The organism is Heyndrickxia vini (assembly GCF_016772275.1).
Taxonomy (GTDB): domain Bacteria; phylum Bacillota; class Bacilli; order Bacillales; family Bacillaceae_C; genus Heyndrickxia; species Heyndrickxia vini.
Map to the genome: position 1 here is coordinate 1,311,107 of NZ_CP065425.1, position 25,362 is coordinate 1,336,468.

Sequence of the window (25,362 nt, forward strand, 5' to 3'; positions counted from 1 at the left end):
ACCTCTAGTTTCCATCAAAAATTTCTTTAACGATACAAGTCTAAATTATTTCCTCGAAATTGCCAACATAGTCCGTATCCAATTGAACAAAATAATGTTGAGGCATGCAATAGCAATGCCTTAATGCTCCGTAATGTAAAAGGAGGAGTCTGAATTGGCAACGAGACAATCTGTTGGGGAACGTATTCAACGATGTGAAGAAGCTATAAGCTATGCAAAAGAACAGTTTATCGAAGGAAGTAGACAGGAACATTACTATGATAACGAATATCAATATGCAATGCAGCAACTGGAAGGTTCATACAATGAATTAGCCCAGCTTGCAAATAGTGCCAATTCCCAACAAAGGGAACAATTACATCGTATGAGATTACAGATTCAACAATTGCAAAATCAAATGACTCTTTTAAATCATGATCGACCACAATAATTATTTTTACGGAGGTAATCATGGCTAAGCGATCGAAGCAAAATAATCCAGAGCAAAAAACAAAAAATGGCATAAATAATCAAGATATGGAAGTTGGTCAAGATTACGATCCGGTTAAAGAAGTAAAGAAGCAAAATTCCAAAAAGAGTCAGCCTATACGATCAAAACAACATATCGAAAATCCGGATTAAACTAGTGATAGTAATGAAAGGAGTGAGCGATAGCTCGCTCTTTTTTACATTTCTGTCCGGATTCTGCGCCTAACAAGGCGCTTCCATCTTTCTAATGATTAACAGAATATTATGTGTATGCCTTTTTGAGATTTGCCTCTTGAAGCTGCTTATGAAAAGAAATAAAATGATGTAGGTAATGCAAAATTTTAGGGGGAAAGGGAGCGTTTTTCATGCCTAGATCCTTATGGCTATTAGTGATCGGTATGATGGTGAATGTAACAGGCTCTTCTTTTTTATGGCCGTTAAATGCTATCTATATTCATGATCACTTGGGGAAATCACTATCGGTTGCAGGAGTCGTTTTAATGCTAAATTCGGCTGCAAGCGTAATAGGAAATTTAATTGGTGGAAACTTATATGATAAAATTGGCGGATATCGTTCGATTTTACTTGGAATAATGATTACAATCTTCTCTTTAATCGGAATGACTTTTTGGCATGGATGGCCGTTATATCCAATCTTTTTAACAATTATTGGGCTTGGAGCGGGTATCATTGTACCAGCGATGTTTGCGATGGCAGGTGCGGTCTGGAAAGAAGGGGGAAGAAAAGCTTTTAATGCCGTTTATATTGCGCAAAATTTTGGTGTTGCAGTAGGTTCGGCACTTGGTGGTTTTGTTGCGTCTTTTTCTTTTGATTATATCTTCCTTGCTAACTTAATTATGTTTATTGTCTTTTTCTTGATTGCCTTTTTTGGTTATCGAAAAATTAACATTGATCGAGGAAACTATACTTCGGTCATTCAAGAGAAAAAAGTTGTGAAGAGCAGAACAAAATTAATTGCCTTGTTGATTTTATGCAGCGGCTACTTATTATGTTGGGTCGGATATGTGCAATGGCAGTCTACGATTTCCACATACACGCAAGAAATAAATATTTCACTTAGACAGTATAGTATGCTGTGGACGATTAATGGCGCATTAATTGTTTTGGGGCAGCCATTATTAAATCCAATCGTAAAGCGGTTTGGAACGAATTTAAAGGCGCCCATCATTACGGGAATCATAATCTTTATGATTTCGTTTGGTATTGCCGGTTATGCATCAGATTTTAAAGGGTTTTTAGCTGCTATGATTATTTTAACGATTGGTGAAATGTTTGTTTGGCCGACTGTGCCAACGATTGCCGATAGTTTGGCTCCAAAAGGAAAAGAGGGATTCTTCCAAGGAATTGTTAATAGTACGGCGACTGGCGGGAGAATGATTGGTCCATTATTGGGTGGAATTTTAGTCGATTTATATTCTATGTCCATATTATTTAAAGCATTGCTAATTTTATTTGTTATATCCATTGTATTATCTTTAATCTATGACCGTCCATTGAAATCAAAAGCGGAGAAACAGTCGATTTCGATGTGAGTTTTAAAAAGGGCTTGAAAGATTGAATAAAATTGGATAAAATGGTGAATACAATTATCAGATATTTAAACGTTGATAAGGATTAGTAATGATGCCCCCTTGATTAAGAGAGTTGGCGGCCGGTGAAAGCTAACCAAGACCATCATGAACTCACCTTAGAGTTGCAAATGTGAACATCCATTTCAGGATTAAGTAGTGTTTGCCGTTTTCCGCGTTAAGGATGAATGAAGTGAGTGGTGTTTACACTAATCTGGGTGGTACCGCGGGAGTTAACTATAACCTCTCGTCCCTTTATAGGGATGAGGGGTTTTTTGTATGAAAAAATTAGGAGGTTGAGATTCATGAGCTTTAATCATCATGAAATTGAAGAAAAGTGGCAAAAGTATTGGGAACAAAACAAAACATTTAAAACAACTGAGGATGAGAATAAGAAAAATTTCTACGCATTAGACATGTTTCCTTATCCGTCTGGGGCGGGCCTGCATGTGGGGCACCCTGAAGGCTATACAGCAACAGATATTGTTTCAAGAATGAAACGTATGCAAGGATATAATGTACTTCATCCAATGGGATGGGACGCTTTTGGATTACCTGCAGAACAATATGCTATTGATACAGGGAATGATCCTGCTGAATTCACAATGCATAATATTGAAACGTTTCGACGTCAAATTAAAGCACTTGGGTTCTCCTATGATTGGGAACGTGAAGTGAATACGACTGATACGGATTATTATAAATGGACACAATGGATTTTCCTTAAGCTGTATGAAAAAGGACTTGCCTACATTGATGAAGTAGCAGTAAACTGGTGCCCAGCTCTTGGTACCGTGCTGGCAAATGAAGAAGTTATTGATGGGAAAAGTGAACGTGGCGGCCATCCCGTAGAACGCCGTCCGATGAAACAATGGATGCTTAAAATAACTGCTTATGCTGATCGTCTGCTAGATGATTTGGATGAGCTTGATTGGCCAGAAAACCTAAAGGATATGCAAAGAAATTGGATTGGTCGTTCAGAAGGTGCAGAGGTTACTTTCAATATTGAAAATACGGAAGAAACATTTACGGTATTTACAACACGCCCTGATACTTTGTTTGGTGCAACATATGCTGTACTTGCTCCAGAACATCCACTAGTTGATGTAATTTCTACGGAAGAACAAAAGTTAGCAATTGCTACATATTTGGAGCAAATTAAATCAAAAAGCGATCTCGAACGAACGGATTTAGCGAAAAATAAAACAGGTGTGTTTACTGGTGCTTACGCAATTAACCCAGTTAATAATGAAAAAATGCCAATTTGGATCGCGGATTATGTATTAATGAGCTACGGTACAGGTGCCATTATGGCGGTCCCTGCACATGATGAAAGGGATTACGAGTTTGCGAAAAAATTTGGTATAGCAATAAAGGCAGTTCTTCAAGGTGGGGATATTGAGAAGGAAGCTTATACTGGTGATGGTGAGCATATTAATTCTGACTTCCTTAATGGCCTTAACAAAGAAGATGCAATCGAAAAAATGATTGCGTGGCTTGAAGAAAAACAGGTGGGAACAAAGAAAATTACCTATCGCCTTCGAGACTGGTTATTTAGTCGTCAACGTTATTGGGGGGAACCAATTCCGATTATTCATTGGGAAGATGGGACAATGACGCCAGTGCCCGAAGACCAACTTCCGTTAACCCTTCCTGTAACAAAGGAAATTAAGCCATCTGGCACAGGAGAATCGCCTTTAGCAAATATTCAAGACTGGGTAAATGTGGAGGATCCACAAACAGGTAAGAAAGGTAGACGCGAAACGAATACAATGCCACAATGGGCTGGAAGCAGCTGGTATTTCTTGCGCTATGTCGATCCAAAAAATGATAAAGCAATTGCCGATTTTGATAAATTAAAGAAATGGTTACCTGTTGATATATATATTGGTGGACAGGAGCATGCGGTTCTCCATCTTCTATATGCAAGATTCTGGCACAAGTTTTTGTATGATATTGGTGCTGTACCTACGAAAGAACCTTTTCAAAAGTTATTTAATCAAGGGATGATCCTTGGTGAAAATAATGAAAAAATGAGTAAATCAAAAGGGAATGTCGTCAACCCTGATAAAATCATTGATAGTCATGGTGCAGATACGTTACGTCTTTATGAAATGTTTATGGGTCCGTTAGATGCATCGATTGCCTGGTCAACGAACGGATTAGACGGTGCAAGAAGATTCCTTGATCGTATATGGAGACTAATGGTCGATGAAAATGGCCAAATTTCAAATAAAGTCCAAACTGGTAATAGTGAAGTTCTTGAAAAAGTATATCATCAAACTGTTAAGAAGGTTACAGAAGACTACGAAAGTTTAGGCTTTAATACGGCAATTTCACAAATGATGGTATTTATCAATGATGCATACAAAGTGGACGTTTTACCGAAAGCATATATTGAAGGATTTGTTAAATTACTTTCACCAATCTGTCCACATATTTCAGAAGAGCTTTGGAGTAAACTAGGGCATAGTGAAACAATTTCATACGAACAATGGCCAGCTTATGATGAGTCGAAACTTGTTGATTCAGAGGTTGAAATCGTCATTCAGTTAAATGGAAAAGTTTGTTCAAAAATGATGGTATCTCGTGAAACCACTCGTGAACAACTAGAATCAGAAGTAATGAATGATGCTAAAGTCAAAGAATTAATTGAAGGAAAAACGGTGCGAAAAGTGATTGCTGTACCAGGAAAACTTGTAAATATTGTTGCGAATTAAAAAAAGTTGGTGGAAACAGAGGTACATTTATCCAAAGGAGCTTATTATTTCTTTCGTATCCAAAATGCAGAACCCTTTAAATAAAAGGTTCTGCTTATTTTTTTAATTTGAAAAACTTTGGAATTATAATACAAAGGTAACCGTATGTCAATTCTACCCAAAAAATTATTTATCGTTTATTGTAAAAAGGTTCATAATTGACATCTAGGGGGAGCAAGAAATTGAAAAGATTTTTATTATTCATTGCAGTCGTTTTTCTTTGTTTTACAACTTTACCTAAAATAAGTTTTGCCGCACCAAATAAAACGGAGCTTCAAACGTATTTGGAAAGTATCGATATGTCCGAAAAAGATTTAAATGAGCATTTGGAGTATTTTTACAATACATCAATCCAATCTTTTTCAACTGTAAACGATATTAAAAAACTAGTGGGTGAGCCGCTTTCAGAAAGTAATTTGCAAAATTTGATAAAAAAATATCAGTTTAAAGATGAATCTGATGTTAAGAATTTTTTAGTTAAGAACGGAGAAATGGAAAAAAACGATAATATTTATGATGTCTACCATTTTACCAATGCCCTTGACGATGCTATTTCTTTCTATATTGGAACACCAATTACAGATAAAAACCTTAATGAATTATTGAAAGAGTATGATATGACATACGATGAAATGGTAGATTTATTGAAAAGTAATGGTGATTCAATTGATAACTATGAATTCATTGAGGACCTTGAAGATGCACTTATCTCTTATTCAGATGATTCGATTTCAGATATCTTTTCCGGTATTTTTGAAGAGATTGGCATTACTGATGAAGAAGTAGGGAATTTACTTAATCACTTTATGTCACTTAATTTGGATGAAAATACGGAGGAAAAGTTAAATAAATTATCGGAACGTATGATGGCACTAGGAGATTTTGAAAGTAAATCAGATTTATCGGAAAAAGAAATAAATGAAATCGTAAATGTTTATCAAGAACTGCTTGGCATATTTGAGTTAAATACTAAATTTTATTTAGTGAAAGGTTCAGATAAAAAGCCAATTTCATTAAATGAATTAGCCCAATTAACATCAACAAATGGATATAATTTATTAATCGAAATTTACGATAATAATAATAAATTATTAGCAGACTTAATACTTACTCCAGATATGTTTGGATCAGAAATTATTAAAGATACAGCTGAAAAGGTAAACAAAGTTGAAAAAGTCATTACGAAACCAATGAAGAAAACAATTAAAGGTGGTAAGTTGCCAAATACTGCTGGACATTATGGAGATTATTTATTAGGTGGATTAATATTAATGGCAATTGGCATATTTATGTTCCGTAGGTGGCGATCGATAAATCTATGAAATTAACAAAAAAACGAGTATATTACGTTTGTAGTATCGTAGTAATAGCAGCGGGATTAATTATGATAAGTATAAACGGTTATAAATTATTAAAGCCCGAAGCTTCCGAAAAGAAATTTGATGCTCATAAGAAGACCAATCAGCTGAAAACAGATGAACCGTTATACAAAAGAGCACCTGTTAAAGGGGAAATAATTGGTCAACTAATCATTCCGAAAATCAATGCAGATTTACCAATATATGAGGGTGCGGATGAAGATGAATTAGAAAAAGGTGTTGGACATTTTGCTCAAAGTGTTTTGCCGGGTGAAAACGATAATTCTGTGTTATCTGGTCATCGGGATACAGTGTTTCGAAAGCTTGGGCAAATGCAAAAAAATGATATAGTCATTGTAAAAACGAGCGCAGGACAATTTAAGTATAAAATTAGAAAAACGAGAATTGTTGATGCGGATGATCGTACCGTCATCGTACCAAAGCCCAGGGCAACATTAACAGTGACCACCTGCTATCCATTCAACTTTATCGGCGATGCTCCACAACGGTTTATTATAGAAGCTGTTTTAATCACTAAGTAAGGTTCCAAAAAGGTGTATTTCCTTTCTATGATGATATAATAATAAAGGTATATTAACAGACAAGAAAGGAAGGTATTCTATGAGTGATTTTCGTACCATTACTCCAGATGAGTTAAAGGACAAGCTAAATAAAGGTGAAAAATTAAATCTTATTGACGTTCGTGAACATGATGAGGTTGCTGAAGGTATGATTGCGCAGGCAAAACATATCCCGATGGGAGACATACCTGATTCACTTGAGCAATTAGACAAAAATAATGAATATATAATGATATGCCGATCCGGTGGCCGAAGCGGCCGTGTATGTGAATATCTTCATGAAAATGGCTATAAAGTCATTAATATGGAAGGTGGCATGCTAAACTGGACTGGAGAAACAAAACCGAAGCTGTAACTTGAATGGGAGCCGACTAAACATATGTTTAGTTGGCTTTTTTCAAAATGGACGAAGCGATTTTGTGAATCTATCGGGTGTCCGATGTTCGGAAAGAGGAGAAGTGGTCCGATGAGGAAGTCGAGTGTGAGTCTATGGGTTCGGAAAGAGGAGAAGCGGTCCGATGAGGAAGGGAAACACGAGTCCATGGGTCCGGAAAGAGGAAAAGCGGTCCGATGAGGAAGGAAAGCGCGAGTCTATGGGTTCGGAAAGAAGAGAAGCGGTCCGATGAGGAAGTCAAACGTGAGTCTATGGGTTTGGAAAAAGTAAAAGCGGTCCGATGAGGAAGTCAAACGTGAGTCTATGGGTTCGGAAAGAAGAGAAGCGGTCCGATGAGGAAGGAAAGCGTGAGTCTATGGGTTCGGAAAGAGGAGAAGCGGTCCGATGAGGAAGTCAAACGTGAGTCTATGGGTTCGGAAAGAAGAGAAGCGGTCCGATGAGAAAGGGAAACACGAGTCCATGGGTTCGGAAAGAGGAAAAGCGGTCCGATGAGAAAGGAAAGCGCGAGTCTATGGTACCGGAAAGAGGAAAAGCGGTCCGATGCGGAGGAAGTATGGGCAGTAATGGGACAGCATATGTGTTTTTTGTATGTCTCTATAAATGCATCATAGTTTAGCACAAGTAATTCCTGTTTTAAAACCAAATTTATACAGAATGTTTTGAAAACTAGTCTTTCTGTCTAAAATAAGAGTAACTAGATGGAGAGAGGAAGATAAAAAATGATCCAAGTAAAATTGTTTGATTATGAGCATGAAAAAGATTTGGAAGCGGATGTTAATCTATTTCTAAAAGATATTGAGGAAAATAAATTATTAGATATTAAGTATCATGTAGCAGTTACTTCGGAGGATGAAGATGAACAAATTTATTGTTTCAGTGCTATGGTGCTATACAGGAAATAGGAGAACGGAGTCCTAAATGGACTCCGTTTCATTATTTGCAGCATTCATTCCTGCTAATCTTCCTGTTACTAATGCTGATGTGATATTATATCCACCGGTGTATCCATAGATATCTAATACTTCCCCACAGAAATAAAGACCTTGGATAAATTTAGAGGCCATTGTCTTTGGCTCGATTTCCTTAACGGAAACCCCACCACCGGTGACAAACGCTTTTTCTAATGGAAGTGTCCCATTTACTTGAAATTGAAATTGTTTGCACGATTTTACGAAACTTCTTAATTGCTCCGTAGAAATAGTCGACCCTTGTGAATCAGGAGAGATATCGTTTTGTTCAAACAAAAAGAGTAAATAACGCTCAGGTACAATTCCTTTTAACGAATTTTTTATTGCTTTTTTTGGCTCTTCCTTTACTAACTTCACTAGCTTTTGAAATAGTTCCTCCCCATTCATTGAAGGGATGGCATCAATATTCATAGTTACATGTTTCAAGTTCCATTTTTTCATTGCTTTTACAACAAACTGGCTGCATCTTAAAACAGCTGGCCCGGAAATTCCAAAATGGGTAAAGATCATGTCCATTTGATGTGTAATTAATGGCTTCCCTTTTGGATTTAATACACTGACCGCAACATCCCTTAATGACAATCCTTGCAATGTTTTTGCTTTTATAAAGGGCTCGTCCGATGTTACAGGTACTTCAGTTGGAAAAAGCTCTGAAATAGTATGTCCGGCTTTTTTAGCCCACGGAAACCCGTCACCAGTAGAACCAGTATGAGGCACGGACTTACCACCAACAGCAATAACGACGGAATGAGTAGCAATCCTGTTCCCATCTATTAGCTCAACACTTTCAATTGCCCCATTAGAAAAATGAAGATCTTTAACAGTCGTATTCGTCCGAACTTCTACATCTAATTCTGTTAAACGACTAAGTAATGCATCTACCACAGACTGCGCCTTGTTAGATACCGGAAACATTCGTCCGTGATCTTCTTCCTTTAGTTCAATGCCTAAATTTTCAAAAAAACGGATAATATCTTCATTATTAAAAATGGAAAATGCACTATATAAAAATCTTCCGTTACCAGGAATATGCTTAACGATTTCATCGATAGGAAGCCGATTCGTTACATTGCATCTTCCGCCCCCAGATATCGCTAACTTGCGTCCCAGTTTATTTCCTTTATCAATTAATAAAACTTTTGACTTTTTTTCACCAGCTGCAATGGAAGCCATTAATCCAGATGGCCCGCCACCGATAATAATTACATCGTACGTCATTACTAAACACCTTTTTCTGTCGAAATTCTGTATTTAAAAAGAATTAACGAATAAATTGTCAATTTTTTAAGTAAGAGGTAAACTACATATTAGTGTGTAAATTAAATTTTATTGATTGAGGGATTATATGTCTTCAAAACTAATACGTGGTACGTTTATATTAACATTAGGAACAATTATATCAAAGATAATTGGATTGTTTTACGTTATTCCATTTCATGCAATTGTAGGAGGTTCTGAGCCAGAAGCACTTTATCAATTTGGTTATGTACCTTATACATTGTTTATCAGTATTGCCACAGCAGGTGTTCCACTTGCTGTATCTAAATATATCGCAAAATATAATGCATTAGAGGAGTATGCAGTAGGAAGAAAACTATTTAAATCAGGAATTTTATTAATGCTAATAACTGGTATTGTCAGTTTTTTACTAATGTATATATTTGCTCCTACATTCGCCGAGCTTAGCATGACCGGAGTTGAATCGAAGAAATTCTCAATCGCAGATGTAACAACCGTCATTCGAGCTGTAAGTTTTGCATTAATCATTATTCCGGTAATGAGCTTAATAAGAGGATATTTTCAAGGTCATCAATCAATGGGGCCATCTGCCGTTTCACAGGTTATTGAACAATTAGTTCGAATCGTATTTCTTTTATTAGGTGCTTATTTAGTTCTGCATGTTTTTCATGGAAAAATGGTTACTGCCATTAGTGTCGCAACATTTGCCGCATTTATTGGAGGCATTGCAAGTTTATTTGTTTTGTTTTGGTACTGGAAGAAAAGAAAATCTCATTTTGATGAATTATTAAACTATGACAAAGGTACGATGAATGTTTCCTTAAGGGAAATGTATAAAGAAATTTTTATCTATGCCCTGCCATTTGTTTTTGTCGGAATTGCAAATTCACTTTATCAATATATTGATCAATTAACATTTAATCGAGGAATGGCTGCTATTGGAAAGGGAAAAGAGGCACTTGAAGCGATAGGAATCCTAAACTTCGATTCACATAAACTTGTCATCATTCCGGTATCTCTTGCCACTTCTTTTTCCTTAACACTTGTACCTCTTATAACTGAATCATTTGCAAAAGGAAGACGTTCTGAATTGGTACGTCAAGTTGATCAAACTTTTCAAGTTTTGTTGTTTTTAACGGTCCCTGCAGCAATCGGTTTATCGTTGCTTGCACATCCGATTTTTACAGTATTTTATGAACCTAATAAATTAGGTACAGACGTATTAGGCCATTATGCGCCCGTCGCCATTTTATTTGCCTTGTATTCTGTTACAGCGGCTATTTTACAAGGAATTAATGAACAAAGGTTTACCATTTTAAGTCTATTAGTAGGTTTATTGCTAAAATTGACTTTCAATATTCCATTAATCAAGCTTTTTGAAACTAACGGAGCAGTGTATGCAACAGTACTAGGTTATTCAGCATCTATAATAATTAATCTTTTCGTCATAAAAGTATTTGCGCAGTATCCTTTTAAAACAATTTTTAGAAGAACTATTTTAATTTTATTGATGAATGCAGTAATGGCGGGAATTGTCATTATTGTTTATAAACTTATCACGCTGCTATTAGTCCCAGATGCAAAACTTCAAGCATTAATCATTACCATCATTTGTGGGGCAGTTGGTGCAATTGTTTATGGATATTTAGGATTAAGGTCGAAATTAGCTGAAAAATTATTTGGTTCCCGTATAAGTAGAATCAAATCAAGATTGCATATTGGATAGAAGAGGAGGTCAGCACGATTTGACCTCCTTTAAAAGTAGGGGTATGAAAGAGGTGTTAGAATGAGAATTGATAAATTTCTAGCCAATGCTGGATTAGGTAGTAGAAAAGAAGTGAAACAAATTTTAAAGAAAAACATCGTTAAAGTAAATGGTGTAGTTATAAAGGATAGTAAAGTACATATCAATCCTCAGCAAGATGAAGTAACTGTCCGGGGAGAGGAGGTTGACTACAAGGAGTACATCTACTTAATGATGAATAAGCCCCCTGGTGTAATATCAGCAACAGAGGACCCACACGATGAAACGGTTATCGATCTTTTAGAATTGAAAGATACAATATTAAATCCTTTCCCAGTTGGACGTTTGGATAAAGATACGGAAGGATTATTATTGTTAACGAATGACGGACAGCTTTCTCATCAACTTCTTTCACCGAAGAAACATGTACCAAAAACCTATTTTGCAGTAATTAAAGGTGAAGTGACTGATCAAGATATTTCTGAGTTTAGTAATGGAGTTATACTGGATGATGGTTATCATACGAAACCGGGAGAATTAGTCATATTAAAATCCGGCATCCATTCCGATATAGAATTAACAATTATGGAAGGGAAATTTCATCAAGTGAAACGAATGTTTGAAGCAGTAGGTAAAAAGGTCATTTATTTAAAAAGAATGTCGATGGGGCCACTAGCTTTAGATGAATCACTTAAGTTAGGTGAGTATCGTGAACTTACCGATGAGGAAATCGCATTATTAAAGGAATACGAACCAAAAGCATAGAAAGGAGCTGCACAGCATGCAGCTCCTTTCCTTTATATTTAGTTGATTTTTTGCTTAAGAAGACATCTTAACTCTCTTTTCTGTTGTTGTCCATTTTCCACGGTGTGGGCTTATAATTAAGTCATTGTATGCTAACACATTCAAATCTCTTTGAATGGTGCGAGGTGTGATGCCGAACTCTTCTACAAGGTCCTGTGTCGTTACAGTCCCATTTTCTTTAATAAACATGTAGATAGATTTAATTCGGGTTAACATGCGATTAGTTGAAGGTTTCAAAAAACCACTCCCTCATCTTTATTCCAAAGACCAAGTTACGGACGGCTTATTTGGTAAGACATTGGTCACAATACTTGTATGATAAATACAAATTGTGAAATGAAACTCCAATATCGTTAGAAAAGATGTATTGTTATCCGGACAGACAGCTCCTTTTTTCTGAAGGCAGATTTCATTTTGAAACGAGCCTTTGATTTTTATTATCTAAGATGTCAGACAATTATATTGTACACCTTCCTTTTTAAATTATCTAGGGATAGGATTGAAATTTGTTTAGCCCCTTTAAATAATGTATATGAAAGGTAATTATAAATATTATAATTTTCAGATAACTATTTATGTTTTATTTCACATAATTGATTTTTTTCACGAAATGATTTATTAAATGTTGGAAAAGGAGTAATATTAACTAAGGTATGAATAATTCGGAATACATAAAATTCCTTCAAAGGAGTGACAACACAATGGAGAATATAAATTGGACAGAGGAAGTTCTAAAGAGAAAAGATCAGATTATTGACGATTTAAAAGGATTGTTAAAAATAAACAGTGTTTTAGATGAAGAAAATGCTACCGAAGATGCACCGTTAGGAAAAGGGATTAAAGAGGCATTACAATATTTATTAGATTTAGGCGAAAAAGATGGCTTTACTGCTAAAAATGTTGGCAATTTGGCTGGACATTTAGAAATGGGACAAGGAAATGAATTAATTGGTATCCTATGCCATGTGGATGTAGTGCCTGAAGGAGATGGCTGGAGTGTCGATCCATACGGTGGAGAGATTGCAGATGGAAAAATTTATGCTAGAGGAGCAAGTGATGATAAAGGACCAACAATGGCGGCCTACTATGCAATGAAAATTGTTAAAGATTTGGGTGTTCCTTTAGAAAAGCGTGTACGAATGATTATTGGAACGGATGAAGAAAGCAATTGGCGTTGTGTTGATCATTATTTCCAACATGAAGAGATGCCAACAATGGGTTTTGCGCCAGATGCGGATTTCCCTATTATTAATGCTGAAAAAGGAATCGCTGATTACGATATTGTTTTGCCGGCTAAAACGGATGATCAGCAAGTGAAAAATACTCTACTATCATTTCAATCCGGGCGAAGATATAATATGGTACCTGATTTTGCAGAAGCTATTATCACCTTTGATGGTGAACAAACGGATTTATTTCAAAAGTTCACAAGCTTCTTAGAGGGAAATGAGGTAAAAGGAAAGTATTTTGTTGAAAATGGGGAATTGCACCTTGAATTGGAAGGTGTATCTGCTCATGGAATGGAACCGCGAAATGGGAAAAATGCAGGATTGTTTTTAACAAAATTTTTATCTACATTAGAGCTAAATCAAAATGCTAAGAAATTTGTTGATTTTGCTGTAAACGTATTATTTGATCAATCACGCGGAGAAGGCCTAGGTGTCCAATATAGCGATGATATTACAGGTGATTTAACGATTAATGTTGGAAAAATGAATTATGACAATAAAAAAGGTGGAAGTTTTGGGATTAATATGCGCTATCCTGTAACCTTTAATATGGGTGAAGAAAAAGAAAAAATTTCTACAATAGCATCGGAATATGGATTTTCAATTGAAAACTTTTCCGACTCAAAACCACATCATGTAGATGCTAATGACGGGCTAATTAAAACTTTGCAAAAGGTTTATGAAGAGCAAACGGGAGAAAAAGCTGAACTTCTCTCAATTGGAGGAGGAACTTATGCACGCTCGTTAAAGTCTGGTGTCGCATTCGGTGCACTTTTCCCTGGACGACCGGATGTTATGCATCAAAAGGACGAATACATGCCAGTCGATGATTTATTAAAAGCAACGGCAATTTATGCCCAAGCAATTTATGAATTAGCCAGATAAAAATCAAAATATGAAGGGGAACTTAGTGTGGAGAAAATAATTTTTAATGGGGAAATTATTGAACGTTCAAAGGTGAATATTGATATTGAGGACCGAGGATATCAATTTGGAGACGGAATATATGAAGTCATACGAGTGTACAATGGAACACTTTTTACTAAGGAAGAACATGTTAATCGTTTATATGAAAGTGCAGAGAAAATTTCGATTCACATTCCATATGAAAAATTGGAACTCATTCAAACATTAGAGGAATTGGTTCAAGTGAACCAACTCAAAACAGGCATTATTTACTTGCAACTAACCCGTGGAAGCTTTCCAAGGCAACATGGGTTCCCTAAATCGGAAGTCCCACCAGTTTATGTTGCATACACACGCGAAATGCCGATCCCGAAAGTATCTATGGATGATGGTGTAAAAGGATTATTAGTAGAAGATGTTCGCTGGCTAAGATGTGATATTAAAAGTTTAAACTTATTGGGAAATATTTTAGCTAAACAAAAAGCTGCAGAGTCGGGTTGCTTTGAAGCGATTCAACATCGAGGGGAAGAAATTACAGAAGGGTCTTCATCGAATGTGTTTATCGTTAAGGACCATTGTTTAATCACGCGGCCCGCTACTAATTTAATCCTAAATGGAATTACAAGACAAGTTATTATTAAATTATGCCAAGAAAATGGTATTTCTATTAGGGAAGAAATATTTACAATTAATGATTTATTGGAAGCGGATGAAGTGTTTATTTCGAGTACAACTTCAGAAGTAATGCCGATTATTCAAGTAAATGATAAAGTGATATCATCAGGAACGCCTGGAGAAATAACAAGAAAACTTCAACATTTATTTCAACAAAAAATTGGTTTGTAATTGTAATGTTTTCAGATAGCAGAAAAAATAAACCAGTAATTCTGGTTTATTTTTTTTCATTGTGAATAATAATAAATAGGTAATTTATGAGATCATTAATAATTAGTAGTATCACTGTAGAATTTTGATAAACTAGGGTTATCAAAACAAAAATTAAGGGTGATGAAATTGTCGAATAAACATTATTTTTTTGCTGTTCCATTACCTCCTAATATTAAGGAATCACTCTTTCAACTATGTGAAAATGTAAAAATAGAATTTCCATTTAAGCGTTGGGTACATGAAGAGGATTATCACATTACTTTAGCTTTTTTAGGAGATGCGGATAATACTCAATTAATAAAAGCAATAAAATTAATTAAAGAAAGTTTAGTTAGTTCTTCTTCGTTTAATATAAAAATTAACCATCTGGGGATTTTCGGAAGAGAGAAAGCACCTCGAATCTTTTGGGCAGGCTTACTTGAATCTTCTGAGTTAGCTAGGCTTAGGGAAATCGTTTATGAAAGCTGTATAAATGTAGAATTCAAATTAGATAGGAAACCATTTAACCCACATATCACATTAGCAAGGAAATGGGATGATACGAAACAGCTTTTTTCTTTAGAGAAACTTAAAGAGATAAAAGTATCCTCATTGAGCTTTCAAGTAAATCAAGTAGTGTTATATGAAACAAATATTGAGACCACTCCAAAGTATCATAAAAAGGCTGTTATTCAATTGGGTGACTAATAGTAAAGGAAGAAAAATATATGGGACAGCTAATAAAACTTCAGGATTATATATCCCGTTATGAAATGGATCCTTTTCGGTATCCTGCACAGTATGTAAGATTAAAAAAACAACAATGGAAGAAATTAAAGCTCGATTGGGAGAATCAAACACCTATTTCTATCGAAACAAAAGAAGCGGAAGAAGACACTAAACCAAGATCTTTGAACGTAATCAAAAAATTATTTCAAAAATCATATAGTGAAAAAGGTGATTGGGTTCACGAGAATCAGTTACCTTCTGAATCAATGTTTCAATTTGCACCGGAATTACTATATTACCCAGATTCGATAGATGAGTTAAAGCATTTATTTCTCGATCAGTTATTTTCGTTTCAAATGAAATGGGCGAGCTCAACAATTATTGAAAAGTCTTATATAGATAAAAGCTATTACAGAAATGAAAAGTTAAAATATTTATTACAACGGTTTCCTGATACTTTTTTATTTCTATACGAGCCTATCTTTTTATTGAAAAAGGCGCCAATAGAAATGGAGGTCCTATTAATAACGCCCACGGAGATTTGGTGTATTGTATTTTTAGAAGAAGAGAATGAGGCGGTATTTTTAGGTTCTAAGGAACGGTTTTGGAGTAAAAGAGCAAATGGGAATGAAAGCAAGATTTTAAATCCGGTGATATCATTGAATCGGATGGCGAAGATTATTATGCAACTATTAAACTACCATCAAATAGACATCCCAATGAAAAAAGCAATAATTAGCCGCAACGGATATATTGATTACCCTAATGCACCTGTTGACGTTGTATTATTAGAAAAGAGAAAGTATCCGGAATGGTTCAAACAACAAAGGAATCATCTTTCTCCTTTAAAACATATTCAATTAAAGGCGGCAAAGGTTCTGTTAGATTATTGTCAAACGACAAGTGCTAAAAGGTCAGAATGGAATAGTAGTGAGGGATTAGAAGAAAATCCTTTTGAAATCGAAAATGATTAAACAATCGTTCTAATAATTAACTTGACGAAAAATGTCATAAAGAATAAAATTTATTAAAGACACTTTTCTATACTTTTTTATTTAAAAAACATTCTTTTGTTGAAATATTTTGCTAAATAATAGTAAACTAAATTTTGTCTTTGAAAATTTAACATAATCGCAACAATTTTTTTGAAATCAGTTTATTAAAGCTAGCTATTGTTGTCTGCTAAATTTCAATAGCTAGCTTTTTTTTTGACTATGTAATGATATTTTGAGCGCCGAAAGTGATGGGCGGCGAATTAATTGAAGGTGAATGATGTTGGAACACATACTTGGTCAAGGTTGGGAAGTAATCCCGGCCGGAGGGGCAACTGGAGAAGCATTCTTTGCCAAACATCAAGATCAAAAATTATTTTTAAAAAGAAACTCCTCTCCTTTTTTAGCTGTTTTATCTGCAGAGGGTATCGTACCGAAGCTTGTTTGGACCAAACGAACTGAAAATGGCGATGTTATAACCGCACAACAATGGTTAAACGGGAGAGAACTAAAGCCAGAAGAAATGAGCCAAGATCGTGTTGCCAAACTTTTGAAAAAAATTCACGATTCTGCCCCTCTTCTTTCAATGCTATTAAGATTGGGGAAAACACCATTTGAACCAGAGATGATGCTCGCTCAAATTGAAACAGAATTGGATAAGGAACTTTTAAACTTACCAATTATTGATTCATCCCTAAGCTTTCTCCAACAAGAAGTCGTAAATATTAAAACGAATAATTATGTTGTTTGTCATAGTGATATAAATCATAACAACTGGCTGCTAACAGACGACAACCAGCTGTATTTGATTGATTGGGATGGACAAATGATTGCTGATCCCGCACTAGATATTGGAATGCTTCTTTATTTATATATTGATTCTAAAGAATGGAATGAATGGTTCTTACAATATGGAATACATGTAGATGAACAGCTTCTATTAAGAATGAAATGGTACTTTGTTGCTCAATCACTCTTATTTGTACAATGGCACAAGTCCAAGGATCGATTAATGGAAATGGACCAGTGGATCAATAGGCTTCAAGCAATTTTTAAAAGTTAATATTCATTTGATCTACCCATTGGGATAAATTTTCTTGATTGGATTCAATATGTGAATTTAAGTGTTGTGTATATTGTCCATTTTGACTATAATCGTAAACCTCTTGAAGAACTGATTTCACGGAATCATTGATATGAGGATCTGTCATTAGAGATTTGACAAGGCGCTCCAATTGTTCACATTCTGATACAGAACCACAGCAATCAACTTGATGATTGTTTAATATATCTTTTAATAAAGTAATTTGGTCTAGATGGGATAGAGGCATACGAAACATCCTTTCAATTTTTGTAATATAAAAAAGGAATCCACAATTATTTTGTGAATTCCTTTTATCTTTATTCATATAAAATCAAACTGAGGTGTAAATACATGCGTTTAAGACACAAACCGTGGGCGGCTGATAAATTAATGCAATACCCGCAATATGTAGTACAAAATCCCGAACAGAGTAAAGGTCAATGGAATAAAGTTTTTGAAAATGACCATCCCCTTCATATTGAAGTTGGAACTGGTAAAGGACAATTTATTGTTGGAATGGCAAAAGCAAATCCAAATATTAATTATATAGGAATTGAGCTTCAAGATAGTGTAATAGTATCTGCATTGGATCGAATTATTGAAGCAGAACTGCCAAATGTAAAGTTATTAAATGTGGATGGAGAAAAGTTACGGGAGTTCTTTGAAAAAGGTGATGTTAATCGAGTTTATTTAAATTTTTCAGATCCTTGGCCGAAGAATCGACATGAAAAGAGACGATTAACGTACAAAACGTTTTTAAAATTATATGAAGATGTTTTAGTGGATGATGGGGAAATCCATTTTAAAACAGATAACCAAGGTCTTTTTGAATATTCATTAACAAGTTTTTCTGAATATGGGTTACTGCTTAAATATGTAAGTTTAGATTTACACAATAGTGATTTTCCGGATAATATCATGACGGAGTATGAAGAGAAGTTTTCAGCAAGAGGTCAAAGGATTTATCGGTGTGAGGTAAAATATCCTACAAATAATCAAGAAGCTAAATGAAAGGGAAATGACTGATAGCAGTCATTTCCCTTTTTTAAAAGGTAGTATAAAACTTTTTGAGATTAATGTTCCTGAAAAAATATCTGCTTTGTCTAGCTCCAGCGCCTATCGACTAGAAAACTTCAAGACTTTTCCCTACGATAAGTCAACATCGATTCGCCTTACAGGCTCATCGTGTTTCCTTTATCTCAGTCAAAGTCCTTCCAGTTTTTACGTCGATGAGCGAGGCGCTTCCGCTTTTCATACTACTAACAAATTATTCGAAATGTTACAATTAGGTTAAGGAGGGATATGTATGGAGAAATTAACGGTTGGGGATTTAACAATATGGTGGTTGAACGGTGGAGTTACCTATTTAGATGGTGGTGCCATGTTTGGCGTCGTGCCAAAACCGTTGTGGTCAAAAAAATATCCGGTTAATGAAATGAACCAAATTGAATTACGGACGGATCCAATGTTTCTTCAGTTGAATGGGAAAAATATTCTAATTGAAACAGGCATCGGAAACGGAAAGCTTACTGAAAAGCAAAAGAGAAATTTTGGTGTTGCTGAGGAATCGGCTATTGAGAAATCATTAGATGAACTTGGTTTAACTGCCGAAGATATTGATATTATTTGTATGACGCATTTGCATTTTGATCATGCGAGTGGATTAACAAAATGGGAAAATGATCAATTAATTCCCATGTTTCCAAATGCAACGATTTACACTTCACAAGTGGAATGGAATGAAATGAAAAATCCAAATATCCGCTCAAAAAATACATATTGGGCCGAAAACTGGGAGCCTATACAGCATCAGGTCAAAACATTTGAAAAGCTGATAGTTATTGAGGATAGTTTGAAAATGATTCATACAGGTGGTCATAGCGATGGGCATTCAATCCTTCAAATTGAAAGTAACGGTGAGAAGCTGATACATATGGCAGATTTAATGCCTACCCATGCACATAAAAATCCATTGTGGGTTCTAGCATATGATGATTATCCAATGACATCCATTTTTGCAAAAGAAAAATTTATTTCCGAAGCAATTAATGAAAACGCATGGTTTATTTTTTATCATGATGCATTTTTTCGTGCGATAAAATGGGATAAAGAGGGAAATATTATTGAAGAATTGAAAAAAAAATAATCTAGGAAAAAGGTATCCTTTCGGGAGCCTTTTTCCTTATCTCTTTATTATAAGGGGTAAACATCTAAAATCGAGCCAGTATAGGCATCAGCGATGAATTCATATTGTTTTCTTTCTTCCCCAATTCGACATGTAATACCACCGCGATAAATTTTCGTTTTAATAGGAAATTTTTCATACTCTTCTTTCATAATTTGAATCCATGAACCTTCAACGGTCGTCTCTTCTTTAAAAGCCTTTTTCACCTTCGTTAAAACCGTTTCACTTGAAATAAAGGTTTTACTTTTAACAGCCTCATTAACTAAATATCCACTTACTGCACCAACAGCAATTCCCGTAACAAATGATTTCCAGTTCATAAGCATTACCCTCCCATTTTTATCTAGTTTACCATATTCATTCGTTAAAAAAATTTATTTATCTTGTAAAAAGCTACCTTTTTTTCTTACAATGGAGAAAGGAAAGGATGGATTGTATGAAAAAATTAAATGGTTTTACTTTATACATATTAGCAGTATTACTATTATGGATTAAAACGCTAATTATTTACTTTTTTGAATTTGATTTAAGAACGGACACCGTTTTAGATACATTGATATTATTGATAAATCCTATTGGTTCAATTGCACTATTTCTTAGCATTGGTCTGTTTTTTTCAAAGAAAATGAGGAAAACCGTATTTATTGTAATATACATACTTTTATCCGGAGTTTTATATGGAAATATTTTGTATTATCGTTTTTACATAGATTTTATCACTGTTCCTGTGCTATTCCAGTTTCAAAATGTAGGAGGTTTGAGCCAAAGTACATTAGAACTGATCAATTGGACAGATCCTTTTCTATTTGTGGATGTTGCCATCTTAATTTGGCTATTAGCGAAAAAAACGGAAAAGGGTTTACCTTTAGTACGAAGAAAACTATACATTGTCGGTACAAGTTTGGCTCTAATTGCCGTTGTCATTGTTAGCGGGGTAATTGAAAACCCTCGTATTTTAAAAAAATCATATGATCGGGAAGCATTAGTGAAAACGCTTGGAAGCTATAATTATCATATTTACGATATCATCTTTAATTCAAAAATGTTTGTTCAGCGCGCACTTGCAGATAGTGCTGATATAAAGGAAGTAAAAAACTATCTTCAGAGTCGGAAAATTGGCAAAAATAATCAATCTCGATTAAGCGGTAGTGGCAAAGGGAAAAATGTTATCGTCATTTCATTAGAATCCACGCAGCAATTGGTTATTAATCGGAAAATAAATGGGGAAGAAATTACACCGTTTTTGAATTCATTAATTAAAGAAAGTTTATATTTTCCGAATGTATACCATCAAACTGCACAAGGAAAAACGTCGGATGCTGAGTTTATGATTGATAACGGTTTATATCCTTTATCGGGGGGATCTGTGTTTGTAAGACGACCGCGAAATGAGTTTTATGCTTTGCCGGAGATATTGAAAGAGAACGATTATTATAGTGCCGTTTTTCATAGTAACGATGAAACGTTTTGGAATCGAGAAAATATGTATCACTCATTAGGATATAATAAATTCTTTTCTAAAACTTCTTATCAAGTAAACGAGGAAAACAGTGTTAACTATGGTCTAAAAGATATCCCGTTTTTTAAACAATCCATTCCATTATTAGAAAAGGTGCCACAGCCTTTTTATGCAAAGTTTTTAACGTTAACAAACCATTTTCCATTTTTGTTAAATGAAGAAGATCAATATCTTAATGACCAGGAAGAAAACCCTGATTTAGTTCATCGCTATTTTCGAACAGTTAGGTATGAAGATGAAGCAATTAAAACTTTTATTAATGGGCTCAAAAAAAGCGGCATTTATGATCAATCTGTTATTGTCTTATACGGGGACCATTATGGGATTTCAAAAAGCTATCATAAACAATTAGAACCTGTTCTTGGAAAAGAAATTACACCAAATGAGCAAGTAGAGCTTCAAAAAGTTCCATTGATTATTCATATCCCTGGACAGAAGGCGCAGGAATTTGATTCGATTGGCGGTCAAACAGATATTAGACAAACGATTTTAGATATATTAGGTGTCAAGCCGCAGAAAAATGTCGTTGATTTTGGACAAAGCTTAATTTCCAATAAAGAAAAGGATTTTGTTATCTTTCGTGATGGAACTTTTGTAACGAATAAATACACATATACTGAGAATACATGTTTTAACAAAATATCTGGAAAAAAAGTAAAAATGAACAAATGTACACCTTATTTTGATCGTGTTCAAAATGAACTAAATCTGTCGGACAATGTCATCTTCGGAGACTTATTGCGTTTTAAAGATGAAGATAGAAAGCATAATAAGTAGAATCCTTTTTATAAAATCGTTGCTTATAATAATGAAATGTAGAGTGGATTGGAGCGAAAGGTGCTTGACTCCTGTGGGATATAGAGGAAAAGTCGAGACCCCACAGACGCGTAGCGTCGAGGAGGCTCGACTTCCTCCCCACGGAAAGCAAGCACCTGTAGCGGAAAGGAACGGTCTTACTCTATACGAAAAAGCTAATAATTAAGACGGGCAATCAGAAAACTAGAAAGGCGTATGAAAGTTCTGTAAAATAGAACCGTGAAAAAAATATTTTTTAAGGGGAATGCACATGGAACGCGAGACGCTAGAATTATTTAGAACATTGACCGAATTACCTGGTGCACCGGGAAACGAGCATGCAGTTAGAAATTTTATGAGATCCGAATTAGAAAAATACGCGGATGAAGTAGTCCAAGATCGTCTCGGGGGCATTTTTGGTGTTAAACGTGGAAAAACTGATGGCCCGACTATTATGGTAGCGGGACATATGGATGAAGTAGGATTTATGGTAACATCGGTAACAGAAAATGGAATGATTCGCTTCCAAACGTTAGGTGGTTGGTGGAGTCAAGTTCTTTTGGCACAAAGAGTTGAAATCATCACGGATAATGGCCCTGTTATTGGTGTAATCGGATCTATTCCACCGCATTTATTAAGTGATAATCAGCGCAATAAACCAATGGATATAAAAAATATGTTAATTGATATTGGTGCTGATAATCGTGAAGATGTAAAGAGAATTGGCGTGAAACCTGGCCAGCAAATTGTTCCTGTTTGTCCATTTACACCGATGGCTAATGATAAGAAGATTTTGGCTAAAGCGTGGGATAATCGTTATGGCTGCGGACTTTCAATCGAGTTATTAAAAGAACTTCAAGGGGAAAACATACCAAGTATTCTCTATTCAGGTGCCAATGTACAAGAAGAGGTTGGTTTACGCGGAGCACAAGCAGCTGCAAATATGATTAAACCTGATTTATTCTTTGCTTTGGATGCAAGCCCAGCGAATGATATGTCAGGTGATAAGAATGAGTTTGGCCAACTTGGAAAAGGGGCATTGCTACGCATTATGGATCGATCAATGATCACACATAAAGGTATGCGTGAATTGATATTAGATACTGCCGAAAGCAATAATATTCCTTATCAATATTTTGTTTCACAAGGTGGAACTGATGCAGGAAGAGTACATACGTCCAATGAAGGAATCCCTAGTGCAGTTGTTGGTATCTGTTCAAGATATATTCATACTCATGCTTCCATCATTCATGTTGATGATTATGCAGCAGCTAAGGCATTATTAGTAAAATTAATTAAAACATGTGACCAATCGACAGTCGATACAATTCTTTCAAAATAGGGGGGGGCAATGGCCTCCCTTTCGTTAAAAAGGAGATTGAAACATGAAAATTGCAGTAGGATCTACTAATCCTGCGAAGATAAATGCAGTGGAAGCAGGATTTAAGCTAACAGAAATAGATGTATCGGTTATCCCACTTAAAGTACCATCAGATGTTAGTGAACAGCCTTTCTCAGATGAAGAAACGATTAAGGGGGCTATTCATAGAGCAGAGAATTGTTTGAAAGCAATAGATGCACAAATTGGCATTGGACTTGAAGGTGGAGTGACTGAAACACCATTTGGCTTATCTATTTGTAATTGGGGAGCACTTATAGAAAGAGGTCAGCCACCGATTATTGGCGGAGGGGCACGGTTTATTTTGCCTGAAGAGATTGCGGTAAGGTTACGGAATGGGGAAGAGTTAGGGCCAGTCATGGAGGACTTTTCGCAAAGAGAAAACGTTCGAAAAAAAGAAGGAGCCATTGGCATTTTTACAAATGGAAAGATAACACGTGACGAAATGTTCTTGCATGTAATGAAAATATTAATTGGTCAATATGAATACAGAAAGATGTAAGATATAAAGGTCAATGAACATTTTTGAAAGGATGATTCAGATGAATAAACTAACTTCGATTGAAGAATTTCAACAATTAAAAAGTAATGGAAAACACATTTTTATGTTTTCGGCAGATTGGTGTCCTGATTGTCGGGTGATTGAACCAGTCTTACCAGAAATAGAGGCCGAGTTTAAGGACTTTACCTTTATTTATGTAGACCGAGACCAATTTATTGATTTATGTGCTGAAATGAGTATTTTTGGCATACCAAGCTTTGTTGCTTTCTCAGAAGGGAAGGAACTTGGGCGATTTGTAAGCAAGGATCGTAAAACAAAAGAAGAAATTGAAAACTTTATAAAAGGACTATAATCCTTCATCTTTGTGATGGAGGTTTTTTTCATGTAATATAGTTACAGGCAATCCAACAAAAGGTGGGGAACCAAAATGAAAATGGACACAATTAAAATGAAACGGGAACTGGAAAATAGACTTCGATCAGAAAAAAGAAGCTTAATATATGACCGTGATAAAGAAATACTTAGAGTTGAAAATGTAGAAACCGGTAAAGGAATAAATGTCTCAATACCTAATATCGTTTCTAAATGGCATGAAAAGAAAGAAACAGCAATCGATGAAGTGGTTTACTATGTTGAAGAGGCACTGGATGTAATGGGTGTACAACAATCAATGAGCGGCAAGGAAAAACTAATTTTCCCTGTGATCCGATCCACTTCATTCCCAATCGAATCTACAGAAGGGATTCGGTTTTTTACAGAGGATCATACGGCTGAAACGCGCATTTTCTATGCACTTGATTTAGGGAGTACCTATCGATTAATTGATGAGGTTATGCTGGAAAAAGAACAGTGGGATAAAGAAAAAATTAAACAAATGGCACGATTCAATCTTCGTTCCCTTTCTACAGAAACAAAACAGGATACTGTAGCGGGAAATCAATTTTATTTTTTAAATACGAATGACGGGTATGATGCAAGTAGAATATTGAATGATAAATTTTTGAAAGAGATGTCCCAAAGAGTAACGGGTGATATGACCATTTCGGTACCGCATCAAGATGTACTTATTATTGGAGATATTCAAAATGAAACAGGCTATGATGTACTTGCACAAATGACGATGAGCTTTTTTACTAATGGACACGTTCCGATAACAGCTTTGTCATTCATCTATGAGGAAGGTCAGTTTGAACCTATTTTTATTATGGGGAAAAATAGAAAACAATAAAAGGTCAGCTTCAAAGAAACTGA

The 25,362-nt window shown here is 35.3% G+C and carries 26 protein-coding genes and 1 other annotated feature; of the genes, 22 read left to right on the forward strand and 4 right to left on the reverse strand.

Translation table 11 applies throughout. The features are described from left to right. The first annotated feature begins 154 nt into the window (after positions 1-154). From I5776_RS06550 to I5776_RS06585, 8 genes are all read left to right on the forward strand, one after another. Positions 155-430 (forward strand): YtzC family protein, encoded by a 276-nt coding sequence (locus tag I5776_RS06550; protein WP_202779580.1) that lies wholly within the window; start codon positions 155-157, stop codon positions 428-430. Between the two features lie 20 nt (positions 431-450). After that, positions 451-621 carry a glycogen biosynthesis protein GlgD gene (locus I5776_RS06555; protein ID WP_202779582.1) on the forward strand — a complete coding sequence of 57 codons (171 nt, stop codon included), beginning with the start codon at positions 451-453 and terminating at the stop codon, positions 619-621. Positions 622-833: 212 nt separating this feature from the next. Further along, a complete protein-coding gene (locus I5776_RS06560) occupies positions 834-2,021 on the forward strand; it encodes an MDR family MFS transporter (protein ID WP_202779584.1) in 1,188 nt (395 codons plus the stop codon). A gap of 63 nt (positions 2,022-2,084) precedes the next feature. Then, positions 2,085-2,315: a binding site (T-box leader), on the forward strand. Between the two features lie 47 nt (positions 2,316-2,362). Next, entirely contained in the window at positions 2,363-4,777 is a 2,415-nt protein-coding gene (leuS, locus tag I5776_RS06565; RefSeq protein WP_202779586.1) for a leucine--tRNA ligase, read from the forward strand. A 221-nt stretch (positions 4,778-4,998) separates the two neighbouring features. After that, positions 4,999-6,138, forward strand: a complete 1,140-nt coding sequence (locus tag I5776_RS06570) for a processed acidic surface protein (RefSeq protein WP_202779588.1) — start codon at positions 4,999-5,001, stop codon at positions 6,136-6,138. Continuing rightward, positions 6,135-6,716 (forward strand): class D sortase, encoded by a 582-nt coding sequence (locus tag I5776_RS06575; RefSeq protein WP_202779590.1) that lies wholly within the window; start codon positions 6,135-6,137, stop codon positions 6,714-6,716. The genes I5776_RS06570 and I5776_RS06575 overlap by 4 nt, the downstream gene beginning before the upstream one ends. A 79-nt stretch (positions 6,717-6,795) precedes the next feature. Continuing rightward, positions 6,796-7,110: a rhodanese-like domain-containing protein gene (locus I5776_RS06580; RefSeq protein ID WP_202779592.1), complete on the forward strand. Its 315-nt coding sequence runs from the start codon at positions 6,796-6,798 to the stop codon at positions 7,108-7,110. A gap of 758 nt (positions 7,111-7,868) precedes the next feature. Then, complete coding sequence (locus I5776_RS06585; protein WP_066235888.1) at positions 7,869-8,051, forward strand: sporulation protein Cse60; 183 nt, start codon at positions 7,869-7,871, stop codon at positions 8,049-8,051. Positions 8,052-8,063: 12 nt separating this feature from the next. Here I5776_RS06585 and I5776_RS06590 read toward each other — a convergent pair whose 3' ends face one another. Next, entirely contained in the window at positions 8,064-9,335 is a 1,272-nt protein-coding gene (locus I5776_RS06590) for a BaiN/RdsA family NAD(P)/FAD-dependent oxidoreductase (RefSeq protein ID WP_202779594.1), read from the reverse strand. Positions 9,336-9,462: 127 nt separating this feature from the next. Between I5776_RS06590 and I5776_RS06595 the strand changes: the two genes are divergently transcribed. After that, a complete protein-coding gene (locus I5776_RS06595; protein ID WP_202779596.1) occupies positions 9,463-11,082 on the forward strand; it encodes a putative polysaccharide biosynthesis protein in 1,620 nt (539 codons plus the stop codon). A 60-nt stretch (positions 11,083-11,142) separates the two neighbouring features. Continuing rightward, on the forward strand, positions 11,143-11,865 hold the full coding sequence (locus I5776_RS06600) for a pseudouridine synthase (protein WP_202779598.1): 723 nt from the start codon (positions 11,143-11,145) through the stop codon (positions 11,863-11,865). Positions 11,866-11,919: 54 nt separating this feature from the next. Here the strand turns inward: I5776_RS06600 and I5776_RS06605 are convergent, their stop codons facing one another. Beyond that, positions 11,920-12,141, reverse strand: a complete 222-nt coding sequence (locus tag I5776_RS06605; RefSeq protein WP_108070268.1) for a DeoR family transcriptional regulator — start codon at positions 12,139-12,141, stop codon at positions 11,920-11,922. 464 nt (positions 12,142-12,605) lie between these two features. Here I5776_RS06605 and pepV point away from each other — a divergent pair, with 464 nt between their 5' ends. The 5 genes from pepV to I5776_RS06630 all read left to right on the forward strand — a co-directional run bounded on the left by pepV (position 12,606) and on the right by I5776_RS06630 (position 17,690). After that, on the forward strand, positions 12,606-14,018 hold the full coding sequence (gene pepV, locus I5776_RS06610; RefSeq protein ID WP_202779600.1) for a dipeptidase PepV: 1,413 nt from the start codon (positions 12,606-12,608) through the stop codon (positions 14,016-14,018). 27 nt (positions 14,019-14,045) lie between these two features. Continuing rightward, on the forward strand, positions 14,046-14,885 hold the full coding sequence (gene dat / locus I5776_RS06615) for a D-amino-acid transaminase (protein ID WP_202779602.1): 840 nt from the start codon (positions 14,046-14,048) through the stop codon (positions 14,883-14,885). A 168-nt stretch (positions 14,886-15,053) separates the two neighbouring features. Then, on the forward strand, positions 15,054-15,614 hold the full coding sequence (gene thpR, locus I5776_RS06620) for an RNA 2',3'-cyclic phosphodiesterase (RefSeq protein WP_202779604.1): 561 nt from the start codon (positions 15,054-15,056) through the stop codon (positions 15,612-15,614). A 20-nt stretch (positions 15,615-15,634) separates the two neighbouring features. Further along, positions 15,635-16,609, forward strand: a complete 975-nt coding sequence (locus I5776_RS06625; RefSeq protein WP_202779611.1) for an NERD domain-containing protein — start codon at positions 15,635-15,637, stop codon at positions 16,607-16,609. A gap of 301 nt (positions 16,610-16,910) precedes the next feature. After that, positions 16,911-17,690 carry a phosphotransferase family protein gene (locus tag I5776_RS06630; RefSeq protein ID WP_202779612.1) on the forward strand — a complete coding sequence of 260 codons (780 nt, stop codon included), beginning with the start codon at positions 16,911-16,913 and terminating at the stop codon, positions 17,688-17,690. Here I5776_RS06630 and I5776_RS06635 read toward each other — a convergent pair. Next, the gene (locus I5776_RS06635) at positions 17,680-17,958 is read right to left on the reverse strand and encodes a YtzH-like family protein (protein WP_202780719.1); all 279 of its coding nucleotides are present in this window, start codon (positions 17,956-17,958) and stop codon (positions 17,680-17,682) included. The genes I5776_RS06630 and I5776_RS06635 overlap by 11 nt on opposite strands. 104 nt (positions 17,959-18,062) lie before the next feature. Here I5776_RS06635 and trmB point away from each other — a divergent pair, with 104 nt between their 5' ends. Both trmB and I5776_RS06645 read left to right on the forward strand, forming a co-directional pair. Beyond that, positions 18,063-18,722: a tRNA (guanosine(46)-N7)-methyltransferase TrmB gene (gene trmB / locus I5776_RS06640; protein WP_202779613.1), complete on the forward strand. Its 660-nt coding sequence runs from the start codon at positions 18,063-18,065 to the stop codon at positions 18,720-18,722. A 295-nt stretch (positions 18,723-19,017) separates the two neighbouring features. Continuing rightward, positions 19,018-19,857, forward strand: coding sequence for a YtnP family quorum-quenching lactonase (locus tag I5776_RS06645; RefSeq protein ID WP_202779614.1), 840 nt, complete (start codon positions 19,018-19,020; stop codon positions 19,855-19,857). A gap of 47 nt (positions 19,858-19,904) precedes the next feature. Here I5776_RS06645 and I5776_RS06650 read toward each other — a convergent pair whose 3' ends face one another. Further along, positions 19,905-20,216, reverse strand: a complete 312-nt coding sequence (locus I5776_RS06650; RefSeq protein WP_202779616.1) for a PepSY domain-containing protein — start codon at positions 20,214-20,216, stop codon at positions 19,905-19,907. Between the two features lie 116 nt (positions 20,217-20,332). Between I5776_RS06650 and I5776_RS06655 the strand changes: the two genes are divergently transcribed. From I5776_RS06655 to I5776_RS06675, 5 genes are all read left to right on the forward strand, one after another. Next, entirely contained in the window at positions 20,333-22,192 is a 1,860-nt protein-coding gene (locus I5776_RS06655) for an LTA synthase family protein (protein WP_202779617.1), read from the forward strand. A 289-nt stretch (positions 22,193-22,481) separates the two neighbouring features. Then, positions 22,482-23,552, forward strand: coding sequence for a M42 family metallopeptidase (locus I5776_RS06660; RefSeq protein ID WP_202779618.1), 1,071 nt, complete (start codon positions 22,482-22,484; stop codon positions 23,550-23,552). Positions 23,553-23,595: 43 nt separating this feature from the next. Then, positions 23,596-24,111 carry a DUF84 family protein gene (locus tag I5776_RS06665; protein ID WP_202779619.1) on the forward strand — a complete coding sequence of 172 codons (516 nt, stop codon included), beginning with the start codon at positions 23,596-23,598 and terminating at the stop codon, positions 24,109-24,111. A gap of 40 nt (positions 24,112-24,151) precedes the next feature. Continuing rightward, entirely contained in the window at positions 24,152-24,463 is a 312-nt protein-coding gene (locus I5776_RS06670) for a thioredoxin family protein (protein WP_202779620.1), read from the forward strand. 81 nt (positions 24,464-24,544) lie between these two features. Continuing rightward, a complete protein-coding gene (locus tag I5776_RS06675; RefSeq protein ID WP_202780720.1) occupies positions 24,545-25,339 on the forward strand; it encodes a DUF1444 domain-containing protein in 795 nt (264 codons plus the stop codon). The last annotated feature ends 23 nt before the right edge of the window (positions 25,340-25,362 follow it).

What these genes read in the sequence shown, in the direction of transcription:
- I5776_RS06675 (WP_202780720.1), top strand. Translation starts at nt 24,545, where the DNA reads ATGGACACAATTAAAATGAAACGGGAACTGGAAAATAGACTTCGATCA.
- I5776_RS06560 (WP_202779584.1), top strand. Translation starts at nt 834, where the DNA reads ATGCCTAGATCCTTATGGCTATTAGTGATCGGTATGATGGTGAATGTA.
- I5776_RS06555 (WP_202779582.1), top strand. Translation starts at nt 451, where the DNA reads ATGGCTAAGCGATCGAAGCAAAATAATCCAGAGCAAAAAACAAAAAAT.
- leuS (WP_202779586.1), top strand. Translation starts at nt 2,363, where the DNA reads ATGAGCTTTAATCATCATGAAATTGAAGAAAAGTGGCAAAAGTATTGG.
- I5776_RS06660 (WP_202779618.1), top strand. Translation starts at nt 22,482, where the DNA reads ATGGAACGCGAGACGCTAGAATTATTTAGAACATTGACCGAATTACCT.
- I5776_RS06580 (WP_202779592.1), top strand. Translation starts at nt 6,796, where the DNA reads ATGAGTGATTTTCGTACCATTACTCCAGATGAGTTAAAGGACAAGCTA.
- I5776_RS06575 (WP_202779590.1), top strand. Translation starts at nt 6,135, where the DNA reads ATGAAATTAACAAAAAAACGAGTATATTACGTTTGTAGTATCGTAGTA.
- I5776_RS06665 (WP_202779619.1), top strand. Translation starts at nt 23,596, where the DNA reads ATGAAAATTGCAGTAGGATCTACTAATCCTGCGAAGATAAATGCAGTG.
- I5776_RS06635 (WP_202780719.1), bottom strand. Translation starts at nt 17,958, where the DNA reads ATGCCTCTATCCCATCTAGACCAAATTACTTTATTAAAAGATATATTA.
- I5776_RS06595 (WP_202779596.1), top strand. Translation starts at nt 9,463, where the DNA reads ATGTCTTCAAAACTAATACGTGGTACGTTTATATTAACATTAGGAACA.
- I5776_RS06600 (WP_202779598.1), top strand. Translation starts at nt 11,143, where the DNA reads ATGAGAATTGATAAATTTCTAGCCAATGCTGGATTAGGTAGTAGAAAA.
- I5776_RS06625 (WP_202779611.1), top strand. Translation starts at nt 15,635, where the DNA reads ATGGGACAGCTAATAAAACTTCAGGATTATATATCCCGTTATGAAATG.
- I5776_RS06655 (WP_202779617.1), top strand. Translation starts at nt 20,333, where the DNA reads ATGAAAAAATTAAATGGTTTTACTTTATACATATTAGCAGTATTACTA.
- I5776_RS06645 (WP_202779614.1), top strand. Translation starts at nt 19,018, where the DNA reads ATGGAGAAATTAACGGTTGGGGATTTAACAATATGGTGGTTGAACGGT.
- I5776_RS06650 (WP_202779616.1), bottom strand. Translation starts at nt 20,216, where the DNA reads ATGAACTGGAAATCATTTGTTACGGGAATTGCTGTTGGTGCAGTAAGT.
- pepV (WP_202779600.1), top strand. Translation starts at nt 12,606, where the DNA reads ATGGAGAATATAAATTGGACAGAGGAAGTTCTAAAGAGAAAAGATCAG.
- I5776_RS06585 (WP_066235888.1), top strand. Translation starts at nt 7,869, where the DNA reads ATGATCCAAGTAAAATTGTTTGATTATGAGCATGAAAAAGATTTGGAA.
- I5776_RS06670 (WP_202779620.1), top strand. Translation starts at nt 24,152, where the DNA reads ATGAATAAACTAACTTCGATTGAAGAATTTCAACAATTAAAAAGTAAT.
- I5776_RS06590 (WP_202779594.1), bottom strand. Translation starts at nt 9,335, where the DNA reads ATGACGTACGATGTAATTATTATCGGTGGCGGGCCATCTGGATTAATG.
- trmB (WP_202779613.1), top strand. Translation starts at nt 18,063, where the DNA reads ATGCGTTTAAGACACAAACCGTGGGCGGCTGATAAATTAATGCAATAC.